Annotated in this window: 17 protein-coding genes; 8 read left to right on the top strand and 9 right to left on the bottom strand. The window is 45.7% G+C overall.

Features of this window, described 5'->3' with window-relative positions; all coding sequences use genetic code 11:
• Positions 1-3 precede the first annotated feature (3 nt).
• The 6 genes from MKY22_RS04150 to MKY22_RS04175 all read right to left on the bottom strand — a co-directional run bounded on the left by MKY22_RS04150 (position 4) and on the right by MKY22_RS04175 (position 5,216).
• Positions 4-1,080, bottom strand: a complete 1,077-nt coding sequence (locus MKY22_RS04150; protein WP_047396286.1) for a glycosyltransferase — start codon at positions 1,078-1,080, stop codon at positions 4-6.
• Positions 1,077-1,778: a lysophospholipid acyltransferase family protein gene (locus tag MKY22_RS04155; RefSeq protein ID WP_341086865.1), complete on the bottom strand. Its 702-nt coding sequence runs from the start codon at positions 1,776-1,778 to the stop codon at positions 1,077-1,079. Before MKY22_RS04155 ends, MKY22_RS04150 begins: the two co-directional genes overlap by 4 nt.
• Entirely contained in the window at positions 1,747-2,502 is a 756-nt protein-coding gene (locus tag MKY22_RS04160; RefSeq protein ID WP_341086867.1) for a carotenoid biosynthesis protein, read from the bottom strand. Before MKY22_RS04160 ends, MKY22_RS04155 begins: the two co-directional genes overlap by 32 nt.
• Positions 2,503-2,638: 136 nt before the next feature.
• A complete protein-coding gene (pssA, locus tag MKY22_RS04165; protein WP_341086869.1) occupies positions 2,639-3,385 on the bottom strand; it encodes a CDP-diacylglycerol--serine O-phosphatidyltransferase in 747 nt (248 codons plus the stop codon).
• Between the two features lie 21 nt (positions 3,386-3,406).
• On the bottom strand, positions 3,407-3,874 hold the full coding sequence (locus MKY22_RS04170) for an aminoacyl-tRNA deacylase (RefSeq protein WP_341086872.1): 468 nt from the start codon (positions 3,872-3,874) through the stop codon (positions 3,407-3,409).
• On the bottom strand, positions 3,834-5,216 hold the full coding sequence (locus tag MKY22_RS04175; protein ID WP_341086875.1) for an MATE family efflux transporter: 1,383 nt from the start codon (positions 5,214-5,216) through the stop codon (positions 3,834-3,836). The genes MKY22_RS04170 and MKY22_RS04175 overlap by 41 nt, the downstream gene beginning before the upstream one ends.
• 193 nt (positions 5,217-5,409) lie before the next feature.
• Between MKY22_RS04175 and MKY22_RS04180 the strand changes: the two genes are divergently transcribed.
• Positions 5,410-6,183: an enoyl-CoA hydratase/isomerase family protein gene (locus tag MKY22_RS04180; RefSeq protein ID WP_341086877.1), complete on the top strand. Its 774-nt coding sequence runs from the start codon at positions 5,410-5,412 to the stop codon at positions 6,181-6,183.
• A 57-nt stretch (positions 6,184-6,240) separates the two neighbouring features.
• Here MKY22_RS04180 and MKY22_RS04185 read toward each other — a convergent pair whose 3' ends face one another.
• Positions 6,241-7,392 (bottom strand): cation:proton antiporter, encoded by a 1,152-nt coding sequence (locus tag MKY22_RS04185; RefSeq protein ID WP_341086879.1) that lies wholly within the window; start codon positions 7,390-7,392, stop codon positions 6,241-6,243.
• 140 nt (positions 7,393-7,532) lie between these two features.
• The gene (locus tag MKY22_RS04190) at positions 7,533-9,320 is read right to left on the bottom strand and encodes a glycoside hydrolase family 13 protein (protein ID WP_341086881.1); all 1,788 of its coding nucleotides are present in this window, start codon (positions 9,318-9,320) and stop codon (positions 7,533-7,535) included.
• A gap of 455 nt (positions 9,321-9,775) precedes the next feature.
• Between MKY22_RS04190 and MKY22_RS04195 the strand changes: the two genes are divergently transcribed.
• From MKY22_RS04195 to MKY22_RS04220, 6 genes are all read left to right on the top strand, one after another.
• Positions 9,776-11,032, top strand: a complete 1,257-nt coding sequence (locus MKY22_RS04195; RefSeq protein ID WP_214808387.1) for an extracellular solute-binding protein — start codon at positions 9,776-9,778, stop codon at positions 11,030-11,032.
• Between the two features lie 126 nt (positions 11,033-11,158).
• Positions 11,159-12,514: a carbohydrate ABC transporter permease gene (locus MKY22_RS04200; RefSeq protein ID WP_214808332.1), complete on the top strand. Its 1,356-nt coding sequence runs from the start codon at positions 11,159-11,161 to the stop codon at positions 12,512-12,514.
• A gap of 1 nt (position 12,515) precedes the next feature.
• Positions 12,516-13,349, top strand: coding sequence for a sugar ABC transporter permease (locus MKY22_RS04205; protein WP_341086887.1), 834 nt, complete (start codon positions 12,516-12,518; stop codon positions 13,347-13,349).
• 22 nt (positions 13,350-13,371) lie between these two features.
• Positions 13,372-14,895 (top strand): alpha-amylase family glycosyl hydrolase, encoded by a 1,524-nt coding sequence (locus MKY22_RS04210; protein WP_290779779.1) that lies wholly within the window; start codon positions 13,372-13,374, stop codon positions 14,893-14,895.
• A gap of 34 nt (positions 14,896-14,929) precedes the next feature.
• Positions 14,930-15,961 (top strand): LacI family DNA-binding transcriptional regulator, encoded by a 1,032-nt coding sequence (locus tag MKY22_RS04215; RefSeq protein WP_035398727.1) that lies wholly within the window; start codon positions 14,930-14,932, stop codon positions 15,959-15,961.
• 228 nt (positions 15,962-16,189) lie between these two features.
• Positions 16,190-18,490 (top strand): glycoside hydrolase family 65 protein, encoded by a 2,301-nt coding sequence (locus tag MKY22_RS04220; protein WP_214856709.1) that lies wholly within the window; start codon positions 16,190-16,192, stop codon positions 18,488-18,490.
• A gap of 62 nt (positions 18,491-18,552) precedes the next feature.
• Here MKY22_RS04220 and MKY22_RS04225 read toward each other — a convergent pair.
• Positions 18,553-19,901 (bottom strand): IS3 family transposase gene (locus tag MKY22_RS04225; protein WP_445298366.1). Its coding sequence is split into 2 segments (ribosomal slippage): positions 18,553-19,442 and positions 19,442-19,901, totalling 1,350 coding nucleotides; the frame shifts between segments, so codons are not numbered across the junction.
• 220 nt (positions 19,902-20,121) lie between these two features.
• Here MKY22_RS04225 and MKY22_RS04230 point away from each other — a divergent pair.
• On the top strand, positions 20,122-20,973 hold the full coding sequence (locus MKY22_RS04230; RefSeq protein WP_214854759.1) for a YitT family protein: 852 nt from the start codon (positions 20,122-20,124) through the stop codon (positions 20,971-20,973).
• Positions 20,974-20,975 lie beyond the last annotated feature (2 nt).

The raw sequence follows: 20,975 nt of genomic DNA on the forward strand, positions 1-20,975 counted from the left end.
TCCTTATGAATAGGTCCTACCCTTCCATGTGATTTCCCGTTTCCTAAAGCTTCGAATCATCGCACTTGCTAGCAAGATGACATAAAAGAATACAGCTAGTGGATGGAGCCACCAAACATGTCGGATTCGTGCCGCACGATCAATCCGGAATCGTGCTAAGTAAAGAAGAATCAGTGCACCACCCATCTGCCAGGATGGGTGAAGGATGAGATAAGGTAGGACACTTGCTTGAACCAAGTAAAAGAGTAGAAAGTATGATCCGACAACATAAGAATCGTTCATCCCACGAAAGACATTCTTTAGAAAACCTTGCCAGACCTCTTCATTCGTGGCGTACATATCACAAGAGACTGCTGGAGCGACTTCGACGAGCGTCGTCGTCCATCCGTATTTTTTAAATGTGCGACAAAGTTCTAAATCGTCAACGAGAGCCGATTGAATACTTTCATGTCCACCGACTTGATCATACGCACGTCGTTCGACGAGAACGACCATTCCGTTGGCTGCAGCAAACGCTGGATGCTTCACCTTGCGAAAAGGAATCGGAAGATGTTGTGCAATAAGAACATGTTGCATTGGAATCAAACACTTTCCAAGAAACGTCGGTACAGGAAAGGACGGGAAACCGGAAAGGAAAACGGCTCGTTCTGTTCGTAACGTTCCGTATAAGCGACAAATTGCATCAGGTGTCAGTGTCACATCAGCGTCGAGAAATAACAAGTAGTCCTCTGTCGTTCGTTTCGCGAGTTGATGACACGCATGGACCTTTCCTGCCCAGCCTGTTGGTAAGGGAAGACCATCAATCACTGTAAAACGGTCGTCTTGACCAATCCGATCGAGCAATAACTCGCGCGTCCGATCGGTCGAGCGGTCTTCATATAAGTAAACGTGCATCCCAGGTGTCAGAGCATGTTCTAGTGCGTCTAATAATTTTCGTACATTACGCTCCTCATTACGTAAAGGGATGCAGATTGCTAGACTATCTGGTTGAACGGGATCCGTTAATCGTGGTAAAAAAGCTAAATTGATCCATGTATAGAGACAGACAGCTAGAGCGAAGAAGAGAAAGAACCAACTCATGACCGAAATGCCCGTAACCAGCGCTCCGTTCGCGCAGGAAGTGGTTCCCTTCGGGTAGAGAGACAGCGATACAAATCAACACGTTCCGCAATTGCATCTGCTCGAATGTCGTCGTATAAATCAGTTAGTTCTGTTGTCAGTCGTTTTGCCTGAGCACTTGACCGTTCGTCAGGTAATGGATGAAAGCGACGCGTCCGGATATAGACGTCCGGTTGCTGTTCATGACCATATGAATAATAAAAGGCGACGAGAGACACGTGATCCGTATGACGCGTCAAATGTGTGGCACCACTTGCTAAGCGAAGCGGACGGTCCTCTTGATGACGTTCCTCGCCTTGAGGAAACATCCAGACGCTGCTGCCATTTTGAAGTCGTTCTTTTGCATAATGAAGGCTTGTCTTAATATCAGCGAATGATGTCCGGTCAACAGAGAAAGCTCCAAGACGGGAGAAGAACGGGAAACGAGCAAGCCCTGCTTGATCAATCATGACATAGGGGTCGTGATGGAAACAGGTCTGATCTAAATGAAAAAGAATCATACCGTCCCACCAAGAACTGTGTGTAGCAAGCATGAGACCAGGGACAGGTAAATCGTCTGCTCGATATAAGACACGGTGGAAATGACGTCGGATCAAAGCATGATCGACATACGTATGAAATACGGATTCAGCTAATTTGCTTTTGTTTGCTTCTTTCAACGGTAACCCCTCGTTTCACAATGAAATAGACGATGAATGCACTTAAGCTGACCAAAGTGACGCCATAGAGACCAGCAACTCCTGCTGTTACACCGAATAAAGTGTGCAATATCAAAAAGAGATACTGATTGTTTTGTTCGAGTGCGGCATCCGTCGCTTTGACTTGATAGCGATTGATGAAAAAGGAAAAGACGAGCGCCGTTCCATACCACCCGAAGAAATTCTGTGTCGGAATATCGTAATACCAGCCACCGTCTTGCCAAAGCCAATACGATTTCACGTTAGCAGCAACAGGATCGATCGCTAAATCGAGCCAGACGGCAAACAATGGAACGAGAATCAATGTACTATAGCGAAACGAGAACAAACGGGAGAAAGCGAGACTCGCCCCCATGACCGATAGCCATGCAGCCCCGATCGTAATCGGCACACCTAATAATTGGACACCGAAATCCGACTCGTAACGATATGTTCCAAACGGCCAACCGGTATGGACCCCAATCGACTCAATGATGATCGAACCAAAGAAGATAAAGGGGATGACAAGACGCCCCTTCGGTAAGACATGCCAAAAATAGAGAGCTGCGTATAAGCCGGAAGCGAATAAAAAGACGGCATTGGCCCACTCGAGCCAAGGGGGAAGTAACGAAAAACCGACTAAGATCAAGCCGATGGTGAACCAAATCGAAAAGAAAATCCAAAGACGTTTATGAAACTGCTCCATGCGTGACACTCCTCCATTTCCAAAATAGCTTCTGTCATAAGTATACCCATATATCTTGAAAACGAGCGAGGGAGAAGCGGTCTTGTAAAAAAAGTGGTCCGGCTTCTCGCAAGAGAAACCGAACCACTTCCTATCATCATCCGTTTGAATGTTGTTTTTGCTTCTTCTTTTTGATGAACGAGAAAAGGAGAAACGCGATATACAACGGAACAGCAACGAACCAAAACGTCGACCACTCATTGCTACGAGCAATCATGACATACGTCACGTACAGCAATGTAAAGGTGATGACGAACGTATGGCGCGGAACGGGAATGTCTTTAAAACTTGGAATCTTGACACGACTGACCATCAAGAAGGCAAGACCTGTAAAGACGAGTGGGACCATCAAGTCGTTCATTCGTCCGCTAAACAACGTGACGACGGCCAAAATACCACCAGCCGCTGTAATCGGTACACCTGAAAAATAAGCAGATGCCACATTCGTTGCCGATAAATTAAACCGAGCAAGACGGAATGCGCCAAACAACGGGAACAGAGCAGAGATTAGTAAACCAACTTCTCCGAATTCATAGAAATACGTATAGTAGGCCATCATTGCAGGTGCGACACCGAATGTCACGATATCTGCTAATGAGTCCAGTTCTTTTCCGAAGTCGCCTGCTACACCAAGCATCCGAGCAAGACGTCCGTCCAGACTATCAAGCATCATCGCGATGACGATTAGTAAGGTGGCATTTTGAAAATCACCTTTTGCTGCCATGACGATGGCTAAAAAACCACAATACAGATTTCCGAACGTAAATAGGTTGGGTATTGAATTACGAACACGATCTTTCCACAAAATGATTCCTCCTACCACTTCATCGATACTACTCATCATACCATAATTAGGAGACGGAATTCAGCCGTTCGTAAAGAGAATCCCCTGAGTGAAAGATAAAAAATCATGAGGATTCAATCGAACTTGATGTCCACGTTTTCCAGCGGATATGATGATGAGTGGTTCATGGATAGCACGATCCGATAAAAGAACCGGAAAGTTCTTCTTAGCACCGATGGCAGAGACACCACCTCGAATATAGCCAGTCAGGCCTTCTAACTCCTTCATCGGAACAAGCGCGACTTTTTTTGAATGCAATGCTTTGGCCGCTGCCTTTAGAGAGAGTTCTTCTTCCCCCGAAATGACGACGAAGACATATTTATTTTCGACCATTTTCAAAACAAGGGTTTTAAAAATGGTCGAAAGGGGGTAATTAATCTTTCTAGCGACGGCTTCAGCAGATAAATCATCAAGATCAACAGGATAAGTGAGGGATTCGAAGTCAATCTTAGACTGCTTCAGAAGCCTCTCGACGTTCGTTTTGCTCATGTGTTTCTCCTTTGACGAGTGAGTATTGGACCCATTTCCGTCCGTGCCAACGTTTCATGGCGAAAATGCCACGGAACCATTCGTCAGCAGAGAAGGCAATCCAGATTCCAAGTAATCCAAGACCGAAACCAAGACCAAGTGTATAACTGAGGACGACCGCGATTCCCCACATCGATAGAATACCGATGGCGACAGGGAAACGAACATCTCCTGCCGATTTAAGAGTTCCCATGAGCACGATGTTCATCGCGCGACCTGGTTCAAGAATGACGCTTGCCCAGAGTAGTGGGATACCGATTGCAATGATTTCAGGACTCGATGTGAACACTGATAGAATCGATGAACCGAATGAAGCAAGAGCGACAGCTGAGATGAAGCTTGCGAAAACAGCAATCTTCAATGTTTTCACAGCACGTCCATATGCTTGTTCAAATTGTTGCGCACCAACTTGGCGTGCGACGAGTAATTGCGTTCCTTGAGCGATGGCAAGCGTGAATAGGAAACAAAGCATCGTGATGTTTGATACATAAACACGAGCAGACAACGCTGCTTCACCAATTGTTGCGATGAATCCTGTGATGATGAGTTGTGAGAATTGATAGGCGATTCCTTCACCAGCAGATGGGATTCCGATGTTCATGATTCGTTTCACATCCTCACGATTGAAATGAATCAAGTCTTTTACTGTAAAACGTAAAGAAAGTTTGCGGTAAACGACAAAGAACAAGACAAGGACAGCGATTGTCCGGGCGATGACGATCGACCAAGCGACACCAGCAACACCGAGAACGGGAATGCCGAAGAGTCCAAGAACAGCGATGACGTTACCAAAAGCACTAACGAAATTCATGAGTAGCGTGACGTACATAGCATTTTTTGTGAATCCATGACTCCGGAGAATTGCACCCAGTGTCAATGAGATGGCTTCTAAGAAAAGGAATAGACCAACGATCTTAATGAACGTTTCGCCATAGACGAGCGTCTCTCCTTCTAACGAGAAAAATCCAAGGAGTTGTCTTCCGAACAACACCACGGTCAGAGAAACGATGAGACCGGTATACAAGTTAATCGCAAAAGCAGAACGAGCCGTTTGACGAGCGTTTTGCGTCTTTCTTGCACCGAGGTACTGACCAATGATGATCGTTGCACCGACCGAGGTGATGTTAAAGAGAATAATGAAGATATTCAAAATTTGATTGGATACACCGACTGCTGCAGCAGCGCTATCTGAGTAATAACTTAAAATCAACGTTGCAATGATCCCGAGGCTCATATGCAATGCAATCTCGATGAATAATGGCCACGTAATGTGGAATAAGCTTGGTTGCTTGACTGTTTTCATAAATAAATCCCCTTTGTTTCATAAAACGAATAGTGTTTCTTTATCTTTTTGAAACTATACGCCTTCGATTTTCATAATGAAAGAGGGTTTTTTGTCTTTCATCGAAAAAAAAGAGATTTAAAAGGATTTTCATAAAATATCACGAATACATCATAATGAACAATCATTCATTTTTTAAAGGTAGGGGAATCCGATGAAACGAGAGATGCATTATGTCGTCAAGGATCAAATTGCAACGCTAACGCTAGCTCGACCCAAACAACTGAATGCATTAACGTCGAATTTACTAGAGGAATTGGCAGACGCTCTAGAAGAAGCGAATCAGGATGAAGAAGTACGTGTCATCGTCTTGACTGGTGAAGGACGTGGATTTTGTGCAGGGCAAGATTTGAAAACCGTCTCGTCTGAGCTCGATCATGGTGAATATCTACAGCAGTATTACCATCCTGTCGTTCGGGCACTCGCTAAATCGAAGAAACCGACGATCGCTGCCATCAATGGTGTAGCGGCAGGTGCTGGGTTATCACTAACGCTCGCCTGCGATTTCCGCCTCGTCCACGCTGAAGCGAAATTGTCGCTCGGATTCATCAATATCGGTCTTGTTCCGGATGCAGGAGCGCCGTATTTCTTACCTCGGCTAATCGGTGCGGCAAAAGCAACGGAGCTTGCGTTACTCGGTGACACGATTTCAGCAGACGAAGCCGTTTCGCTCAACCTTGCAACACGAAGCATCGAATCAGAGCAATTTGTAGAAGAGGTCACAGCGTTTGCTCGTCAGCTGGCGGATCGTCCGACGAAAGTAATCGGGTACATCAAGCAGCTGCAAGCAGCGAGTTACGAAAATAACTTAGAAGAGATGCTTACTCAAGAAATCATCTATCAGTCACGTGCTGGAAAAACGGAAGACCATCGTCATGCTGTTGAATCCTTCATCGAAAAAAAACGCCCTGTTTTTGTCGGACGATGAATCGAAGAACATATATAGAAGAAAGACGTCGGAAACGCACGATGCGCCGACGTCTTTTTAATTCAATTTCTTTTTGATTTTTCGTGCGGTCGCATGTGTGCGATTCGTCAATCCTGTAGAGATTCGGAATAATAGAATTCCAAGAAAAGCAGAAACAAAAATGTATATCCCGGTCAACGTCACGAATGCGCCACTAGCGAGCGTGATGAAGAGAATCGAAAATTCACCACGTGGACCAAGACAGAATCCTGATTCGATCGCATGATAATTCGATAGACCGAACGATTTTCCGCCGAGATAACCGACTAAGAATTTAGAGGCGACTCCCCAAATGACAAGAGCGAAGAAAAATAGATCAATCGGTAATCCGTCAGTCAACTCGAATGACATGCCGAACGTGATAAAGAACAATGGTAATAATAAGTCTTGGAACGGCGTGACTAGTCGTCTAAGATAACGCGTCTCATCCAGTTCGGTTAACAGAATACCGATGATAAAGGCGCCAAGTACTTCTGACAAGCCGAATAAAATACCGACACCGGAAAATAACAAGATTAACCCGATGATTCCGATGCCGGCATCAGGATGACGGTAGAGTGAATCGACGAGACGTTTCCGTCTTCTGATGAACAACGTCATGATGATTAAAGCAATGAAGAAGAAGGCGAACCCGAGAAAGATGATACTAATTTTTGCTACCGAGAACGTCTCAGTCCCTAAAACGAACGGTGCCGTCGTCAGTAGGATCGGTGCCATCAAATCTTCGAAGACGAGCAGGGACAGCACGAAGCGATTCACATCCTGATGTTTATCCGGTTCCCGATCGAGCAGTCGAGCTGAAATCGAAGAACTCGTCGCGTACAAGACACAGCCGATCAAAAACGATTCGGCGATGGAAAAACCGAACGATAAAGTCAACAGGATTGTTCCACCAAACGAAAGTAGAATATCGATGACTCCTGCTTTCCAAATGGAACGGAGCTGAATCAGCAAGTCCGCCACTGAAAATTTTAGACCGAGTAAAAAGAACAGGACGATGATGCCCGCTTCTCCTCCGAGTTTCAGCTCTTCGGGAGGATCGTAATAAAATCCAAGGACGATTCCAATCAAGATGAATGCCAGAATACTCGGGACGTGGAATCGTTCACTCAAGTAACTGATCGTAAACAAGCCGATGAGGATGAGACCGGCGTAAAAGAAAATTTCCATGGAGGATGTCCTCCTTTCTGTACTCTATACCCTAATTCGATGGCATTCATTAACTTGTTTCTATCCTGGAGAACGGATACAGAAAAAAGCCTGTACACAAAACTTCTTTTTTAGAAGGTGAGTGTACAGGCTTTAGATAGTTATAAGACTTGAACGATCGTTCCAGAATACGCAGGGAGAGAAACGTCAAGTGTCTGCTGGTGCGTGTTCGTCAATAAATCAAGCCCTCGACCAGCTTGTGGAGCGGTCAATGAAACAGGAACATCTGAATTGTTGAAGTAGATATAATACAATCCTTCCGGGCTCATGCGACGCATGATGATCGTATTCGTCTCATCATTCGCATGAACGAAAGAGATATGCCCTTTGTTCGCGAGTGTCTTATGCTGCTTTCGAAGCTGTAACAAGTGTCGTGTATAGGCGAATAACTCCTGATCCTGCTCTTCAGGATCCCACGGCATACATTTTCGGCAGCCTGGATCTTGATCGCCATCGAGACCGATCTCATCACCATAATAGATGACGGGACTACCTGAGAACGTCAACATCGATAACAAGAGAAGACGAAGCTTCTGTTTGTTATTCCCAGCACGCGTCAACGCACGCGGTGTATCGTGTGATCCGATCAAATTAAAGGTCACTTCATTGACATTCATCGTGTTTGAGAACAACACATGCGACATATCGTTCGCATACGAGCTTGCTTTAGTCTTATCTAAGGCAAAGAAGTTCAAAGCGGCATTCGTAAATGGATAGTTCATGACGGCATCAAACTGGTCACCGAGCAACCATTCCTGTGAGTCATGCCAAATTTCACCAAGGATATACGTGTCAGGGTTGACTTCCTTGACGACTTGACGGAAATCACGCCAAAATGCGTGATCGACCTCGTTGGCGACGTCGAGTCGCCAGCCATCGATTCCGAATTCTTCGACCCAGTAGCGGGCGACATGGAGTAAGTATGACTTTACTTCATCGTTCTCGGTGTTGAATTTCGGCATTTCAGGTACGAAAGCAAACGTATCGTAGTTCGGCAATGGTTCTGTCACGAGCGGGAAATCACGCAGATGGAACCATTCTTTATAGGTTGAATGACTACCATGTTCACGGATGTCAGCGAATGCTTTATGGTGGAAGCCGGCATGATTGAAAACGGCATCTAACATGATGCGAATCCCGTGTGCGTGTAACAGATCGACCATTTCTTTGAACTTTTCTTTTGTGCCAAACTGTGGATCAATTTCTAAGTAATCGATCGTATCGTATTTATGGTTCGATTTTGCTAAGAAGATCGGACAGAAGTAAATACCAGTGATGCCGAGTTCAACAAGGTAGTCAATATGATCGATGACACCTTGGAAATCTCCACCGAAGAGATTCGTCGTTGTCGGTGCCGTACTATTCCATGGAAGTGTACCAGCCGGATCGTTCGTCGCATCGCCATTTGCAAAGCGATCTGGGAAGATTTGATACCAAACTGTATCCTGGACCCAATCCGGTGCAGTGAATACGTCGACTGCATTAAGGAAAGGAACACAGAAATAGTAGCCTGTATCATCGAGCGGTTTTTCATCGAACCATCCACGCTCTGTAAAGACTTGGCTTGTTGCACTGTCATGGAGACGGAAACCATATCGTAGACGACGGAAGGGTGGAACGACATCGATGAACCAATAATCATATAGTTCATCTGATCCACTTCGCTTCATCGGTGTTTCGAATGTATTCCAGTAGTTGGATTTTGAGGGATCGAAGTTCCAATCGGCAGCATCTGGGTTTTCGGTATGCCAATCATATGGGTCGCCCCAAATCAAATCGACGTGATCAACGTCATTTTTTTTCGTTTGTAAACGGATGTGGATTGTTCGCTCATCATATTTATAGACGAACGGAGACATCGCGCGGTGAAACACAGCTTCTTTGAACATGGCAGTCACTCCTTAACGCAATCGCTTGCATCATATTGATTATGTCTTCGACCTAAGAATAGTAAAGCGCTTTCTTAAAGTCAATTGCAATCCCGTGAAATCAAGGATTCCTGATAAAAGTCGAGAGTATGATGCAATCGTTTGCATCATGTTGTGCAAACGATAAAAATGAAAACGTTTTCTTTTTTATGTACTTATTCTCTACAGCATTTGATTCAAATAATGAAATCAAAAATAAAAAGTTTTGAAATGTAAGAAAATAATTGAATAAAAGGACTTGTCAAAAGGATTTTAGATTGTATAATAAAAATGTAAAGGTGATGCAAACGTTTTCATAAAACGCTTACAAACACTCGGTTGTTATCATGAGAAAATGGTTGTGCCTTTATGCAAACGTTGTGCATTAAAACTTATCATTCATAAGTTAACTTGGGGAGGAAATTTCAATCATGGAAATGAAAAAATTCGTAGCAGGTCTTTCTGTATCTGTCATGGCAATCGGTGCTCTTGCAGCATGTGGCGGTGGATCAGACTCTGATTCATCATCTTCAGAATCAGGTAGTAAAAAACCAAGCAAGATCGTCATCTGGGAAGACACTGACAAAGCTGAAACAACTAAAGCGGCAGCTAAAGCATTCGAAGAAAAAGAAGGCGTCAAAGTTGAAGTCAAAGAAGTCAAGATGACGGATCAGCAGAAAAAAGTAGCACTTGATGGACCAGCAGGTAAAGGACCAGACATCATGCTTCTTCCTCACGATCAAATCGGTACAGTTGTTGACCAAGGTTTGATCGCGGAACTCAAAGACGGCGAAAAAGCACTTGAGCCATTCATCGATACAGCGAAATCGGCAGTAACGTTTGATGGTAAAGTCTACGGATATCCAAAAGCAGTTGAAACACCAATCCTCCTTTTCAATAAAGATGAATTAAAAGAAGCGCCAACTTCAATGGATGACCTATACAAGCTTTCTACTGAAAAGAAAAAAGACGGTCAGTACGGTTTCCTCGCACTTTGGGATAACTTCTACTTCGCACACGGTCCAATCGGTGGCTACGGTGGTTATGTCTTCAAAGATAACGGTGGCAAATTGGATCCGGCAGATATCGGCTTGAACAATAAAGGTGCCGTCGAAGGTATGGATTACATTGGAAAATGGTACAAAGAAGGTCTCTTCCCGAAAGGTCTCATCGGTGGTGGCGGTGCTCAAGCGATGGATCAACTCTTCGGTGATAAAAAAGCAGCAGCTGTCATGAACGGTCCTTGGGCTGTTGCAGGATATAAAGAAAAAGGCATCAATCTTGGAGCGTCTGAACTTCCGAAACTTCCAAACGGTGAGCCAATCAAAACATTCGTTGGTGTAAAAACGTACGCGATTTCAGCATACTCGGAAAATGCAGAGTGGGCTGAGAAGTTCTTGGCATCACTCACTGGTGAAGAAAACGCTAAGACAATGTTCGAAAAATACAACGAGATCCCACCAGTCACTGCACTTCAAGAAGATGCAGCAATCAAGGACAACGAAGTCGCAGCAGCAGTGTTCGCACAAGCGAAAAACGGTGTACCAATGCCAAACATCGCTGAGATGGGTCAAGTTTGGGAACCAATGGCAGCAGCACTTCAGCTTGTTGCAACAAACAAACAAGACGCGCAAAAATCAGCTGATGACGCTGTCAAACAAATCAAGCAACAAATTGAAGCTAACAATCAATAAGCGTAAGTGGAACGCATGAATCCATGACAAAGAGATAAAGAGAGGGGGATCTTGGATTCCCCCTCATCTTTATGGTTGGAAGAGAAGCCTGAGGTCAGACATGACCTTTGGAAAGGAGAACGGACGATGGCTGCGATTGCAACACCACACCCGACGAATCCAACGCCTGAAAAAAAGACGAACCACCGCACGATTGCGGCGCTGATGTCAATCATTCCAGGAGTAGGACAACTATACAATAAACAGTTCCTTAAAGGCGCGACGTTTTTCGTCGTCGTACTATCATATTTTCTCGTCAACTTTGAACTGTTCTTCAAAGGAGCCGGAAATGGTCCTGGCGATCGCGGAGCGATCTGGGGCTTGATTACACTCGGTGAGGTACCAGGCGTAAGAGGGGATCACTCGATCTTCCTGATGGTCGAGGGCATCATTGCCTTGATTTTACTTATCTTTGGTATAGCCATTTACGTCTGGAACTTTATCGATGCGTATCGAATCGGTAAGTTACGTGACATGAACCTCGAAGTACCTTCCTTGAAGATGCAACTACGGAACTTCCGCGATAACGGGTTCCCGTACGCGATGTTGATTCCTTCATTAGTGCTTTTAGTGTTCACGGTCGTCTTACCATTGATCTTTACTTTCTTGATTGCCTTTACAAACTATAAGTTCAACAACTCGCCTCCAGCGAAATTAGTCGACTGGATTGGGATTCAAAACTTCTTGAATATCTTCACGGTCGATATTTTCCGCGATACGTTCGTCAGCGTTCTCGGCTGGACGCTTGTCTGGACCGTCGCTTCAACGACAGGAGTCATCGCGATCGGTATCGGTCTCGCAGTCTTACTGAACCAAAAAGGACTCAAAGGAAAACGATTCTTCCGTTCCATCTTGATCCTGTCATGGGCAGTACCAGCTTTCATTACAATCTTGATCTTCCGCTCGATGTTTAATGAAACATTCGGTGTTTTCAATACGACGTTACTACCAGCAATTGGTCTTAATAATGGTATCGAGTGGATGACAGATCCAACGTATACGAAGCTTGCCTTAATCGGGATCCAGTGGTGGTTAGGTTTCCCGTACATCATGACGCTGACGACAGGGATCTTGCAGTCGATTCCAGAGGATCTCTATGAAGCAGCAACAATCGACGGAGCAACTTCTGGCGAGAAATTCCGTTTGATCACATTGCCGATGATTCTTTTCGCAACAGCACCGATCTTGATCACACAGTATACGTTTAACTTCAATAACTTTAATATCATCTATCTATTCAACAATGGTGGACCGGCAGTACCAGGTCAATCAGCTGGTGGAACGGATATCTTGATTTCGTGGATTTACAAATTGTCGCTTGGCTCGAACCCGCAGTATGGATTCGCAGCAGCGATCACGCTTGTGTTGTCGTTCTTCATCATGACGATTGCCGTCATTCAGTTCAAGCGTTCAAAATCATTCAAAGATGAGGATATGATCTAATATGAGAAAACAAAACCGAATCAACATGGCGTTGTCATATCTCATTTTGACGGTCGCCTCCATCATTATCGTCTATCCACTCCTTTGGGTCGTTGGTACTTCACTTAACCCAGGGAAAAGTATTACATCGGATATCTTCCCAAGTAATCCGACTTTGATTCACTACTTCGATTTGTTCGATCCGTCAAAAACGGATTATGGCATGTGGTATTTAAACACAATCAAGATTGCCGTCATCACGATGGTCGTCTCCGTCTCGCTAATCACGTTAACAGGATACATTTTTTCACGCTATCGCTTCGTTGGTCGGAAAAATTCACTCATCTTGTTCCTCGTGTTGCAGATGGTACCGCAATTCGTTGCCATTATTGCGATTTATGTCTTGCTTAATATGTTAGAATTGTTTGATACGCATCTGGCGCTCATCCTACTCTACTCGGGTGGCGCGATTCCAATGAATACGTATCTTGCAAAAGGATATTTCGATACGATTCCAAAAGAACTCGATGAGGCGGCACGGATGGATGGTGCCGGTCACTTACGAATCTTCTGGCAAATCATCTTACCGCTCGCAAAACCGATGGTCGCCGTCATCGCGTTGTTCAACTTCATGGCACCATTCAACGACTTCATTTTAGCATCGCTCGTCCTGCGTTCTCCTGAGAAACAGACACTTGCGGTCGGGTTGTACAACATGGTGTCGGAGCAGTTCGACAATAACTTCACGTTATTTGCGGCAGGTGCCGTATTATCAGCAGTTCCAATCGTTCTTCTCTTCTTCGCATTCCAGCGCTTCTTCGTGTCTGGATTGACAGCAGGTGGAACGAAAGGATAATCATAAGGGGGAAATCAGCGGCATGAGACGAGGCATAATGCTTCTCCTCTTGCCGCTTCTCTTGTCTATCGGGCTTCAACCGATGACGGGTGAAGCAGCAGGTTGGGAAAAAGAACGAATGTATTTCATCATGGTGGACCGGTTCGAGAATGGCGATCCGAGTAATGACCGAGAGGCGGATCCTGAAAATCCAAAAGCGTTTCAAGGTGGCGATCTAGCAGGCGTGACGAAACGTCTCGATTACATCAAGGAAAAGGGATTCACGTCGATTTGGTTAACGCCGATCTTTAAGAACCGTCCGAATGGTTATCATGGATACTGGACGGATGATTATTACGAGATTGATCCGCACTTCGGAACAAAGGAAGAGTTTAAACGTCTCGTCAAGGAAGCACATGAACGGGATATCAAGGTCGTCCTTGATCTTGTCGTCAATCATTTAGGACCAAATCATCCAATGGTGAAAGAAAAACCGGAGTGGTTCCATAAAAATCAACCAATCATGAACTGGAATAACCCGTCGGAAGTCGAGAATAACTGGCTGTTCGATTTACCGGACTTCAATACGGAAAATCCGGAAGTCGTCGATTATTTAGTTGATGTCGCAAACTACTGGGTCGATGAAACGGGTATAGACGGATACCGGCTCGATACGGTTCGCCATGTGCCAGCCTCATTTTGGGAAACGTTTATCCCAGCAGTCAAAGAAAAGCATCCAGACTTATTCTTGTTGGCTGAAGTGTTCGATGGAGATCCGCGAAAAATCGCGTCCTATTCAAAATTAGGTTTTGATTCCGTGACGAACTTCCCGTTTTATTATGGAGTCAAGGATCAGTTTGCCCGCAAAAATGGTTCAGCGGAAGAGCTCGATTCAGTTTATAATCGAGATACTACGTTTAATCCGAATGCCAAGGGACTTGCAACCTTCATTGATAATCATGATGTCAAGCGCTTCATCACGGAAGCAAAGATTGGTGGAGCAGATGAAGAGGAGCGGCAGCTTCGATTAGCGCTGTTCGCACTCTATGCTGCACCAGGGATGCCGATCGTCTACCAAGGAACAGAGGTGGCGATGCCAGGTGGTGAGGATCCCGGAAACCGGATGATGATGACATTTGATCAAAATAAGAAGATGCAACAGTACGTAAAAACGTTGAACGAGATGCGTCAGGACTACCCAGCGTTTGCAACAGGGAAGCAACGCTTGATCGCAAAAACCGATCATATGGCAGTCTACTCACGGGAGACGAAACAACAAAAAGTCATTTACGCGATTAATCTTGGAGAAAAAAAGACGAGCTTACGCGTGTCTGCGAAAGAAGTCGGTGATGATCAGCGTCTAAGAGGACTTTTATTCTCAGACTTGGTGCGTCAAGATGGTGACGCCTATGAGATCACGCTTGATGCAAATAGTGCGAACAGCTATGTCATCGAAAAGTCACAAGTCAACTGGTGGTCGATCATCGCAATTGGTGCGATTGCTCCGATTTTAGCGCTCATACTTCTTCTCGTTCACCGTAAACGCATGCAACGTCAAACAAAATAAAATACTTAACTAGGGGAAATGTGAGGTGAAGGGGATGCAGGTAACAATCAAGGATGTAGCACGGGAAGCGAATGTCGCACCCTCGACGGTATCACGCGTCATTGCGAATAGTTCACGCATCAGTCAAAAGACGAAGGAACGGGTGCGGCAGGCGATGGATGAGCTCGGGTATTATCCGAACGTTCATGCGCGCAGTCTCGCGAATCGAACGACACAAGCGATCGGTCTCGTCATGCCAAGTGCTGCAACAAAAACGCTACAAAACCCGTTCTTTTCGGAGGTCATTCGAGGAATCAGTACAAAAGCGCATCAAAATGGATATTCGTTATATATGACGACAGGTGTCTCGGAAGAAGAAGTATATGAAGGTGTCGTCTCGATGGTTCAGGGCCGTCGTGTCGATGGTGTCGTCGTACTGTATTCCCGTACGGATGACAAAGTCGTTCAATTTCTGCAAGATTCGAAGTTTCCGTTCGTCGTCGTCGGAAAACCATTCAGTGATTCATCACATGTCACGTATGTCGATACGGATAATTATCTAGCCGGTCGCGAAGTGACGAAGTACTTGCATCAACTTGGGCATGAGTGTATCGCATTCGTCGGAGGCGCACAGGACTTAGCTGTGACGCAAGAACGTGTCGGGGGTTACAAGACGGCTCTCATGGAAGAGGGCATCCCGATTCAAGAATCCTACATCGTCAGTGCACCATTCATGACGACAGGAGGCGCTGAGGCAGTCAAACGACTGATGTCGCTTGAACATCCGCCGACGGCTGTCGTCGTCAGTGACGACATGATGGCACTTGGTGTCATGAGTACCCTGAATGAGATGGGGATCGGTGTGCCGGATCAAATGGCCGTCGTCAGTTTCAATAACTTGTTCATCGCAGAATTCTCAAGCCCACCGTTGACTTCTGTTGAAATCAATATCTTTGGACTTGGTTTTGAAGCGACGAATTGTTTGATTGAACAAATCAATGAAGATGCGACCCCTTATGGGAAGCGCGTCATCGTTCCACATTATCTCGTCGTCCGTCAGTCTTGTGGCGGAAAATCTGAAGCGTGAAACAGAAGTCTATTTTTAAACCGATTGGTTTGAAAATAGACTTTTTTTGATTCAAATGGATGTCGATTTCTAGTAAAAGGAAGCGGTTGCAGAAAAAGAAATTTATTTTCGTGCAAACGATTGCATTGATGCTTTTTATGTGTACAATAAAGAATGTAGAGTATAGATGAAACGCTTACATGTTCAGATTGACTGACATGCGTAGCATAAAAAAGGAGCGACTTGACGATGAAACGACTTTTTGAGGTCAATGAGTGGAAAATTACAGAGCTTGGTTTTCATCCAGAAGATAATCGATTGGCAGAATCGATGACATCGATCGGAAACGGTCATATGGGAATGCGCGGAACGTTTGAAGAAGAATACACAGGCGACACGCATCAAGGCATGTATGTCGCAGGTGTTTATTATCCGGATAAGACACGTGTCGGCTGGTGGAAAAACGGTTATCCGGAGTACTTCGCGAAAGTACTCAATGCTGTCAACATCATGGGTTTGAAAGTATCTGTCAACGGAAAAACTGTTGATTTGAATACGTGGGAAGTCATCGACTTCAAACGTGAACTTGATATGCAACATGGTGTGTTGACGCGGGCGATGTTGTTGAAGCATGGAGAAGAAGAGATAAAAGTCGAATCCAAGCGTTTCTTCTCGATCGTCGATAAAGAAATTGCTGCCTTGCAATATACGGTAACACCTGTCAATTTCGAAGCAGAGGTCATCATTGAATCATATCTCGATGCGGATGTTGAGAATGAAGACTCAAACTATGATGAGAAGTTCTGGCTTCCCGTTGAACACGGAATTGAAGAACGGTTTGGTTATGTCACATCAAAAACGAAAAAGCTCGATTGGCATGTGACAGCAGCGATGATCACGGACGTCGAAGGCGCACGGTGTGAGGTCGTCGATGGCAATACGCAGTACGTCGCGAATCGTTTCACGAAACAAGCCGCAGTAGGTGAGGGTGTCACTGTCGAGAAATTCGTTGCGCTCGTAACGAATCGCGATCATGAAATCGATGCGTTACTGGAGCAAGCGATGAAACGGGTTCACGTCGCATTCGAATCAGGCTTTGAACCATTGCTTGCGACACATGAAGCAGCGTGGTTGCACCACTGGGAAGAAGCGGATGTGAAGATTGAAGGTGATGTCGAGGCACAGCAAGGGATTCGTTTCAACATCTTCCATATGTTCCAGACCTACACAGGTGAAGACTCACGCCTGAACATCGGACCAAAAGGCTTCACGGGCGAGAAGTATGGTGGTGCGACGTATTGGGATACAGAAGCGTACTGCTTGAACTTTTACCTTGCGACGTCGAAACCGGAAGTGGCTTGGAATTTACTCAAGTATCGCCACAATCAATTACCGCAAGCAAAAGAAAATGCGGATAAGAATGTTGGGATGAAGGGTGCGCTTTATCCGATGGTGACGATGAACGGAGAAGAGTGCCACAACGAGTGGGAAATTACACATGAAGAAATTCACCGGAACGGCGCGATTGCGCATGCGATTTATAATTACACGAACTACACGGGGGACACATCGTATCTCGGACAATACGGATTTGAAGTGTTAGTCGAGATTGCTCGTTATTGGGCAAGCCGTGTCAATTATGTGGCGCATAAGGATGTCTATATGATTCTTGGGGTGACGGGACCAAATGAATACGAGAACAACGTCAACAACAACTGGTATACGAATTTGATCGCAGCATGGTGTCTCGAATATACGCAGACCGTTCACCGTCATTTGGCACAAGAAGAACCAGAACGTTTGCAAGAACTCATGCATCAATTAGCGTTGACGGATGAGGAACTGGCGAAGTGGGCAGATATCGACGCGAAGATGTATTATCCAAAAGATGAAGCAGCTCCTGGTATCTTCATGCAACAGGATGGCTTCATGGATAAGGAACAAATCCTGGTCGCTGAACTCGATCCAAAACATCTTCCGCTGAACCAGAATTGGTCTTGGGACCGGATCCTTCGCTCTGTCTTCATCAAACAGGCAGATGTCCTGCAAGGTCTCTACTTCTTGACGGATCGCTTCAGTCTAGAAGAGAAGAAAGCGAACTTCGATTTCTATGAACCACGTACGGTTCACGAATCATCATTATCTCCGTGTATCTACTCGATCATTGCAGCGGAAGTCGGCTATGAGGAAAAAGCGGTCGAACTGTACCAACGTTCGGCACGACTTGACCTTGATAACTACAACAATGATACGGAAGACGGATTACACATCACGTCGATGGTTGGATCTTGGATGTCGATCGTCCACGGGTTCGCCGGATTACGGGTGGCGAACGATACGTTGTCCTTTAAGCCGATGTTGCCAAAAGGCTGGACGAGCTATGCGTTCCGGATGCAGTGGCGCGGTCATCATATCCATGTCCATGTTCAGCCAAACGCCGTCGAAATCACTCAGACGGAAGGCGAAGCATTCAGCTTAAACGTTCATGGAACGACTGTAGAAGTTCCGGCAGGAGGAAAGATTACGGTGCCTGCTTCGATGACAGTATAAATACGATGAAAAAGAACCGATGCCATGAACTGAACCAAAAAAGTTAGACAATAAATAATTTGTCAGGCGACCTTGAGGACCTGAGTCCGGTATTCAACCGGGCTCAGGTTTTTTAGTCGTCTCTTGATACGACGATGGTTATAGTACTCGATGTAACGCTCGAGCTCACATTTGAAGTGGTCCATGTCATCGAACTCCTTGAGATACAGGAGCTCTGACTTGAGCACGGCGAAGAAGCTTTCGATGGCTGCGTTGTCGAGACAGTTGCCCTTACGGGACATGCTTTGCGTAATGCCGTGCTCGTGGAGCGTACCAGTGAACGCTCTGTATTGATAATGCCACCCTTGATCGGAATGAAGGATTGGGCGCGCCTCTCCGTCGAGCTTCCCGATTGCCTGATCTAACATTTCGCCAACGAATCGATATGTAGGACGGTCCGATAGGGTATAGGCGATGATCTCACGGTTTCCCAAGTCCATCATCGGAGAAAGGTAGAGCTTCTCTCCGAACAGGTGAAATTCAGTGACGTCAGTCACCCATTTCTGGTTCAGACCGGTGGCCTTGAAGTCACGTTGAAGAAGATTCGGTGCGACCTTTCCGACCCGTCCTTTATAGGAGCGGTATCGCTTCATGCGGACGAGACATTTGAGACCGAGTTCGTTCATGAGACGGCGCACGGTCTTCGGATCGTGCCGGAAGCCCTGGCGTTCGAGAAGTGCGTGGATGCGACGATAGCCACATCGTCCTTCGTGTTCGTGGAAGAGGGTATGGATGGCCGCCTTCACTTCCGCATACTTGTCTTCGCCCGTCAGGCGCGTCCGCCAATAGTAATAAACGCTTCGTGCCATACCGAGCACGCGGAGGAGTCCCGGAACGGGATAGATTGATCGCAATTCATCGATTACTTGTGCCTTGATCCGGTTCGTCGCGCATTCTCTTCTTGAACCAAGGCTTTCAATTTTTTTAACGCAGCGTTCTCCATCTCGAGATACTCGATCCGCTCTTTGAGCTTCTCGACTTCTGTCATCTCTTCAAATTCCTTCTTCTTGCGTCTCGCCATCGGGGCACGTCCTTTCGGTCTGGCGACCAGACCTGCGGTCCCTTCCCGATCATACGTCGATCGCCATCTCGAGATCATCCCCGGGGAGGAAATTCGGTATTTTACGGCCGTCTCTCTATTGGACAGCTTATTGGTCGCCATGTCGTTTAATACCTCCAGTTTAAATGCCAGCGAGTGTGTTGTATAGGAAGGATCGAAGATCGTTTCCCCCCAACGCTCATAGAGACGTGACCACTCACGGACCAGGTTATGCGCTATCCCGAATTCTTTCGCCACACCTCGGTATCCGTCTCGTCCTGTTAGATAACGCTCAGCGACTTGGACTTTAAACGCCTTTGTATATTTGACCATAAAAAACACCCCATAAAAGTTGGATTTTATGTCCAACTTTTATGGGGCAGTTCACCAAGTCGGTTCTTTTTTTGTGTAACACGAATTAGAGGACACCTTTGTCACAAATGAAAACGCCATCATGAAAAAGAACATCAATCTTTGGAAATCTTGACTATCCGGCGACATTTGAATGTGCTAAAGTGTTTCAAGATAGTTATGAATGAGAGGAGAACGGCGTGTGACAGCAGTAGTAAAGGAAAGTATGTTAAAAGTGATTGTGGCTACGATTGGAGGATTCGTCATTGCCGTTGCCATGAACTGGTTTTTGATTCCAAGTGGTGTTTATTCGACTGGATTTACAGGACTTGCCCAAATCTTGACGCAAGTCCTTCAAAATACAGCATTTGCGTTTGGTGAAAACGTTTGGTTCTTAGCGCTGAACATCCCTTTGATCGTGCTTGCATGGATCATGTTAGGTCGGAGTTTTACAATCGTCACGTTGATTTCGGTTCTGGCAACGACGATTTTTATTGGCCTTATTCCTCAATATGCTGTCATACCAGGTGATCAGACACTGAATGCAGTGTTTGGAGGGGTCTTGCTTGCGATTGGTACCGGTATCACGATTAAATTCGGTGCTTCGACGGGTGGGTTTGATATCGTTGCCCTCATCTTTGCCCGTTTTTCCGATCGCAGTGTCGGCTTATATCTGTTCGTCTTGAACTTTTTGATCGCACTATTGGCAGGTGCCTTGTTCGGCTGGTCGACTGCCTTATATACGATCGTCTTCATCTACGTGACTTCTAAGGTCGTCGATGAGATTCATACAAGTAACCAACGCTTGACGATTTTTATCGTCACGAATCATGCGGATGACATCACGACGGCTCTGCATCAGCACATCATTCGAGGCATCACGCAGATTCCTTCGATCGGTACGTATTCACGAGCTGAGAAAGCGACGTTGATGATGGTCATTGAGCGTCACGAATTGCGGGATATCGAACGGATTTGTCGGGAAGCGGACGAGACGGTCTTCATCAACGTCGTCGCGACAGACTCGGTTGTCGGATACTTCCGAAAAGGATAATG

The sequence above is a fragment of the Exiguobacterium sp. FSL W8-0210 genome (assembly GCF_038006045.1).
In the GTDB taxonomy this organism is placed as follows: Bacteria; Bacillota; Bacilli; order Exiguobacteriales; family Exiguobacteriaceae; genus Exiguobacterium_A.

Excerpts from the sequence above, each read along its gene's own strand:
- MKY22_RS04170 (WP_341086872.1), bottom strand. The coding sequence starts at position 3,874 with ATGAGCAAAACGAACGTCGAGAGGCTTCTGAAGCAGTCTAAGATTGAC.
- MKY22_RS04215 (WP_035398727.1), top strand. The coding sequence starts at position 14,930 with ATGCAGGTAACAATCAAGGATGTAGCACGGGAAGCGAATGTCGCACCC.
- MKY22_RS04185 (WP_341086879.1), bottom strand. The coding sequence starts at position 7,392 with ATGGAAATTTTCTTTTACGCCGGTCTCATCCTCATCGGCTTGTTTACG.
- MKY22_RS04220 (WP_214856709.1), top strand. The coding sequence starts at position 16,190 with ATGAAACGACTTTTTGAGGTCAATGAGTGGAAAATTACAGAGCTTGGT.
- MKY22_RS04200 (WP_214808332.1), top strand. The coding sequence starts at position 11,159 with ATGGCTGCGATTGCAACACCACACCCGACGAATCCAACGCCTGAAAAA.
- MKY22_RS04175 (WP_341086875.1), bottom strand. The coding sequence starts at position 5,216 with ATGAAAACAGTCAAGCAACCAAGCTTATTCCACATTACGTGGCCATTA.
- MKY22_RS04180 (WP_341086877.1), top strand. The coding sequence starts at position 5,410 with ATGAAACGAGAGATGCATTATGTCGTCAAGGATCAAATTGCAACGCTA.
- MKY22_RS04160 (WP_341086867.1), bottom strand. The coding sequence starts at position 2,502 with ATGGAGCAGTTTCATAAACGTCTTTGGATTTTCTTTTCGATTTGGTTC.
- MKY22_RS04195 (WP_214808387.1), top strand. The coding sequence starts at position 9,776 with ATGAAAAAATTCGTAGCAGGTCTTTCTGTATCTGTCATGGCAATCGGT.
- MKY22_RS04150 (WP_047396286.1), bottom strand. The coding sequence starts at position 1,080 with ATGAGTTGGTTCTTTCTCTTCTTCGCTCTAGCTGTCTGTCTCTATACA.
- pssA (WP_341086869.1), bottom strand. The coding sequence starts at position 3,385 with ATGATGAGTAGTATCGATGAAGTGGTAGGAGGAATCATTTTGTGGAAA.
- MKY22_RS04205 (WP_341086887.1), top strand. The coding sequence starts at position 12,516 with ATGAGAAAACAAAACCGAATCAACATGGCGTTGTCATATCTCATTTTG.
- MKY22_RS04190 (WP_341086881.1), bottom strand. The coding sequence starts at position 9,320 with ATGTTCAAAGAAGCTGTGTTTCACCGCGCGATGTCTCCGTTCGTCTAT.
- MKY22_RS04210 (WP_290779779.1), top strand. The coding sequence starts at position 13,372 with ATGAGACGAGGCATAATGCTTCTCCTCTTGCCGCTTCTCTTGTCTATC.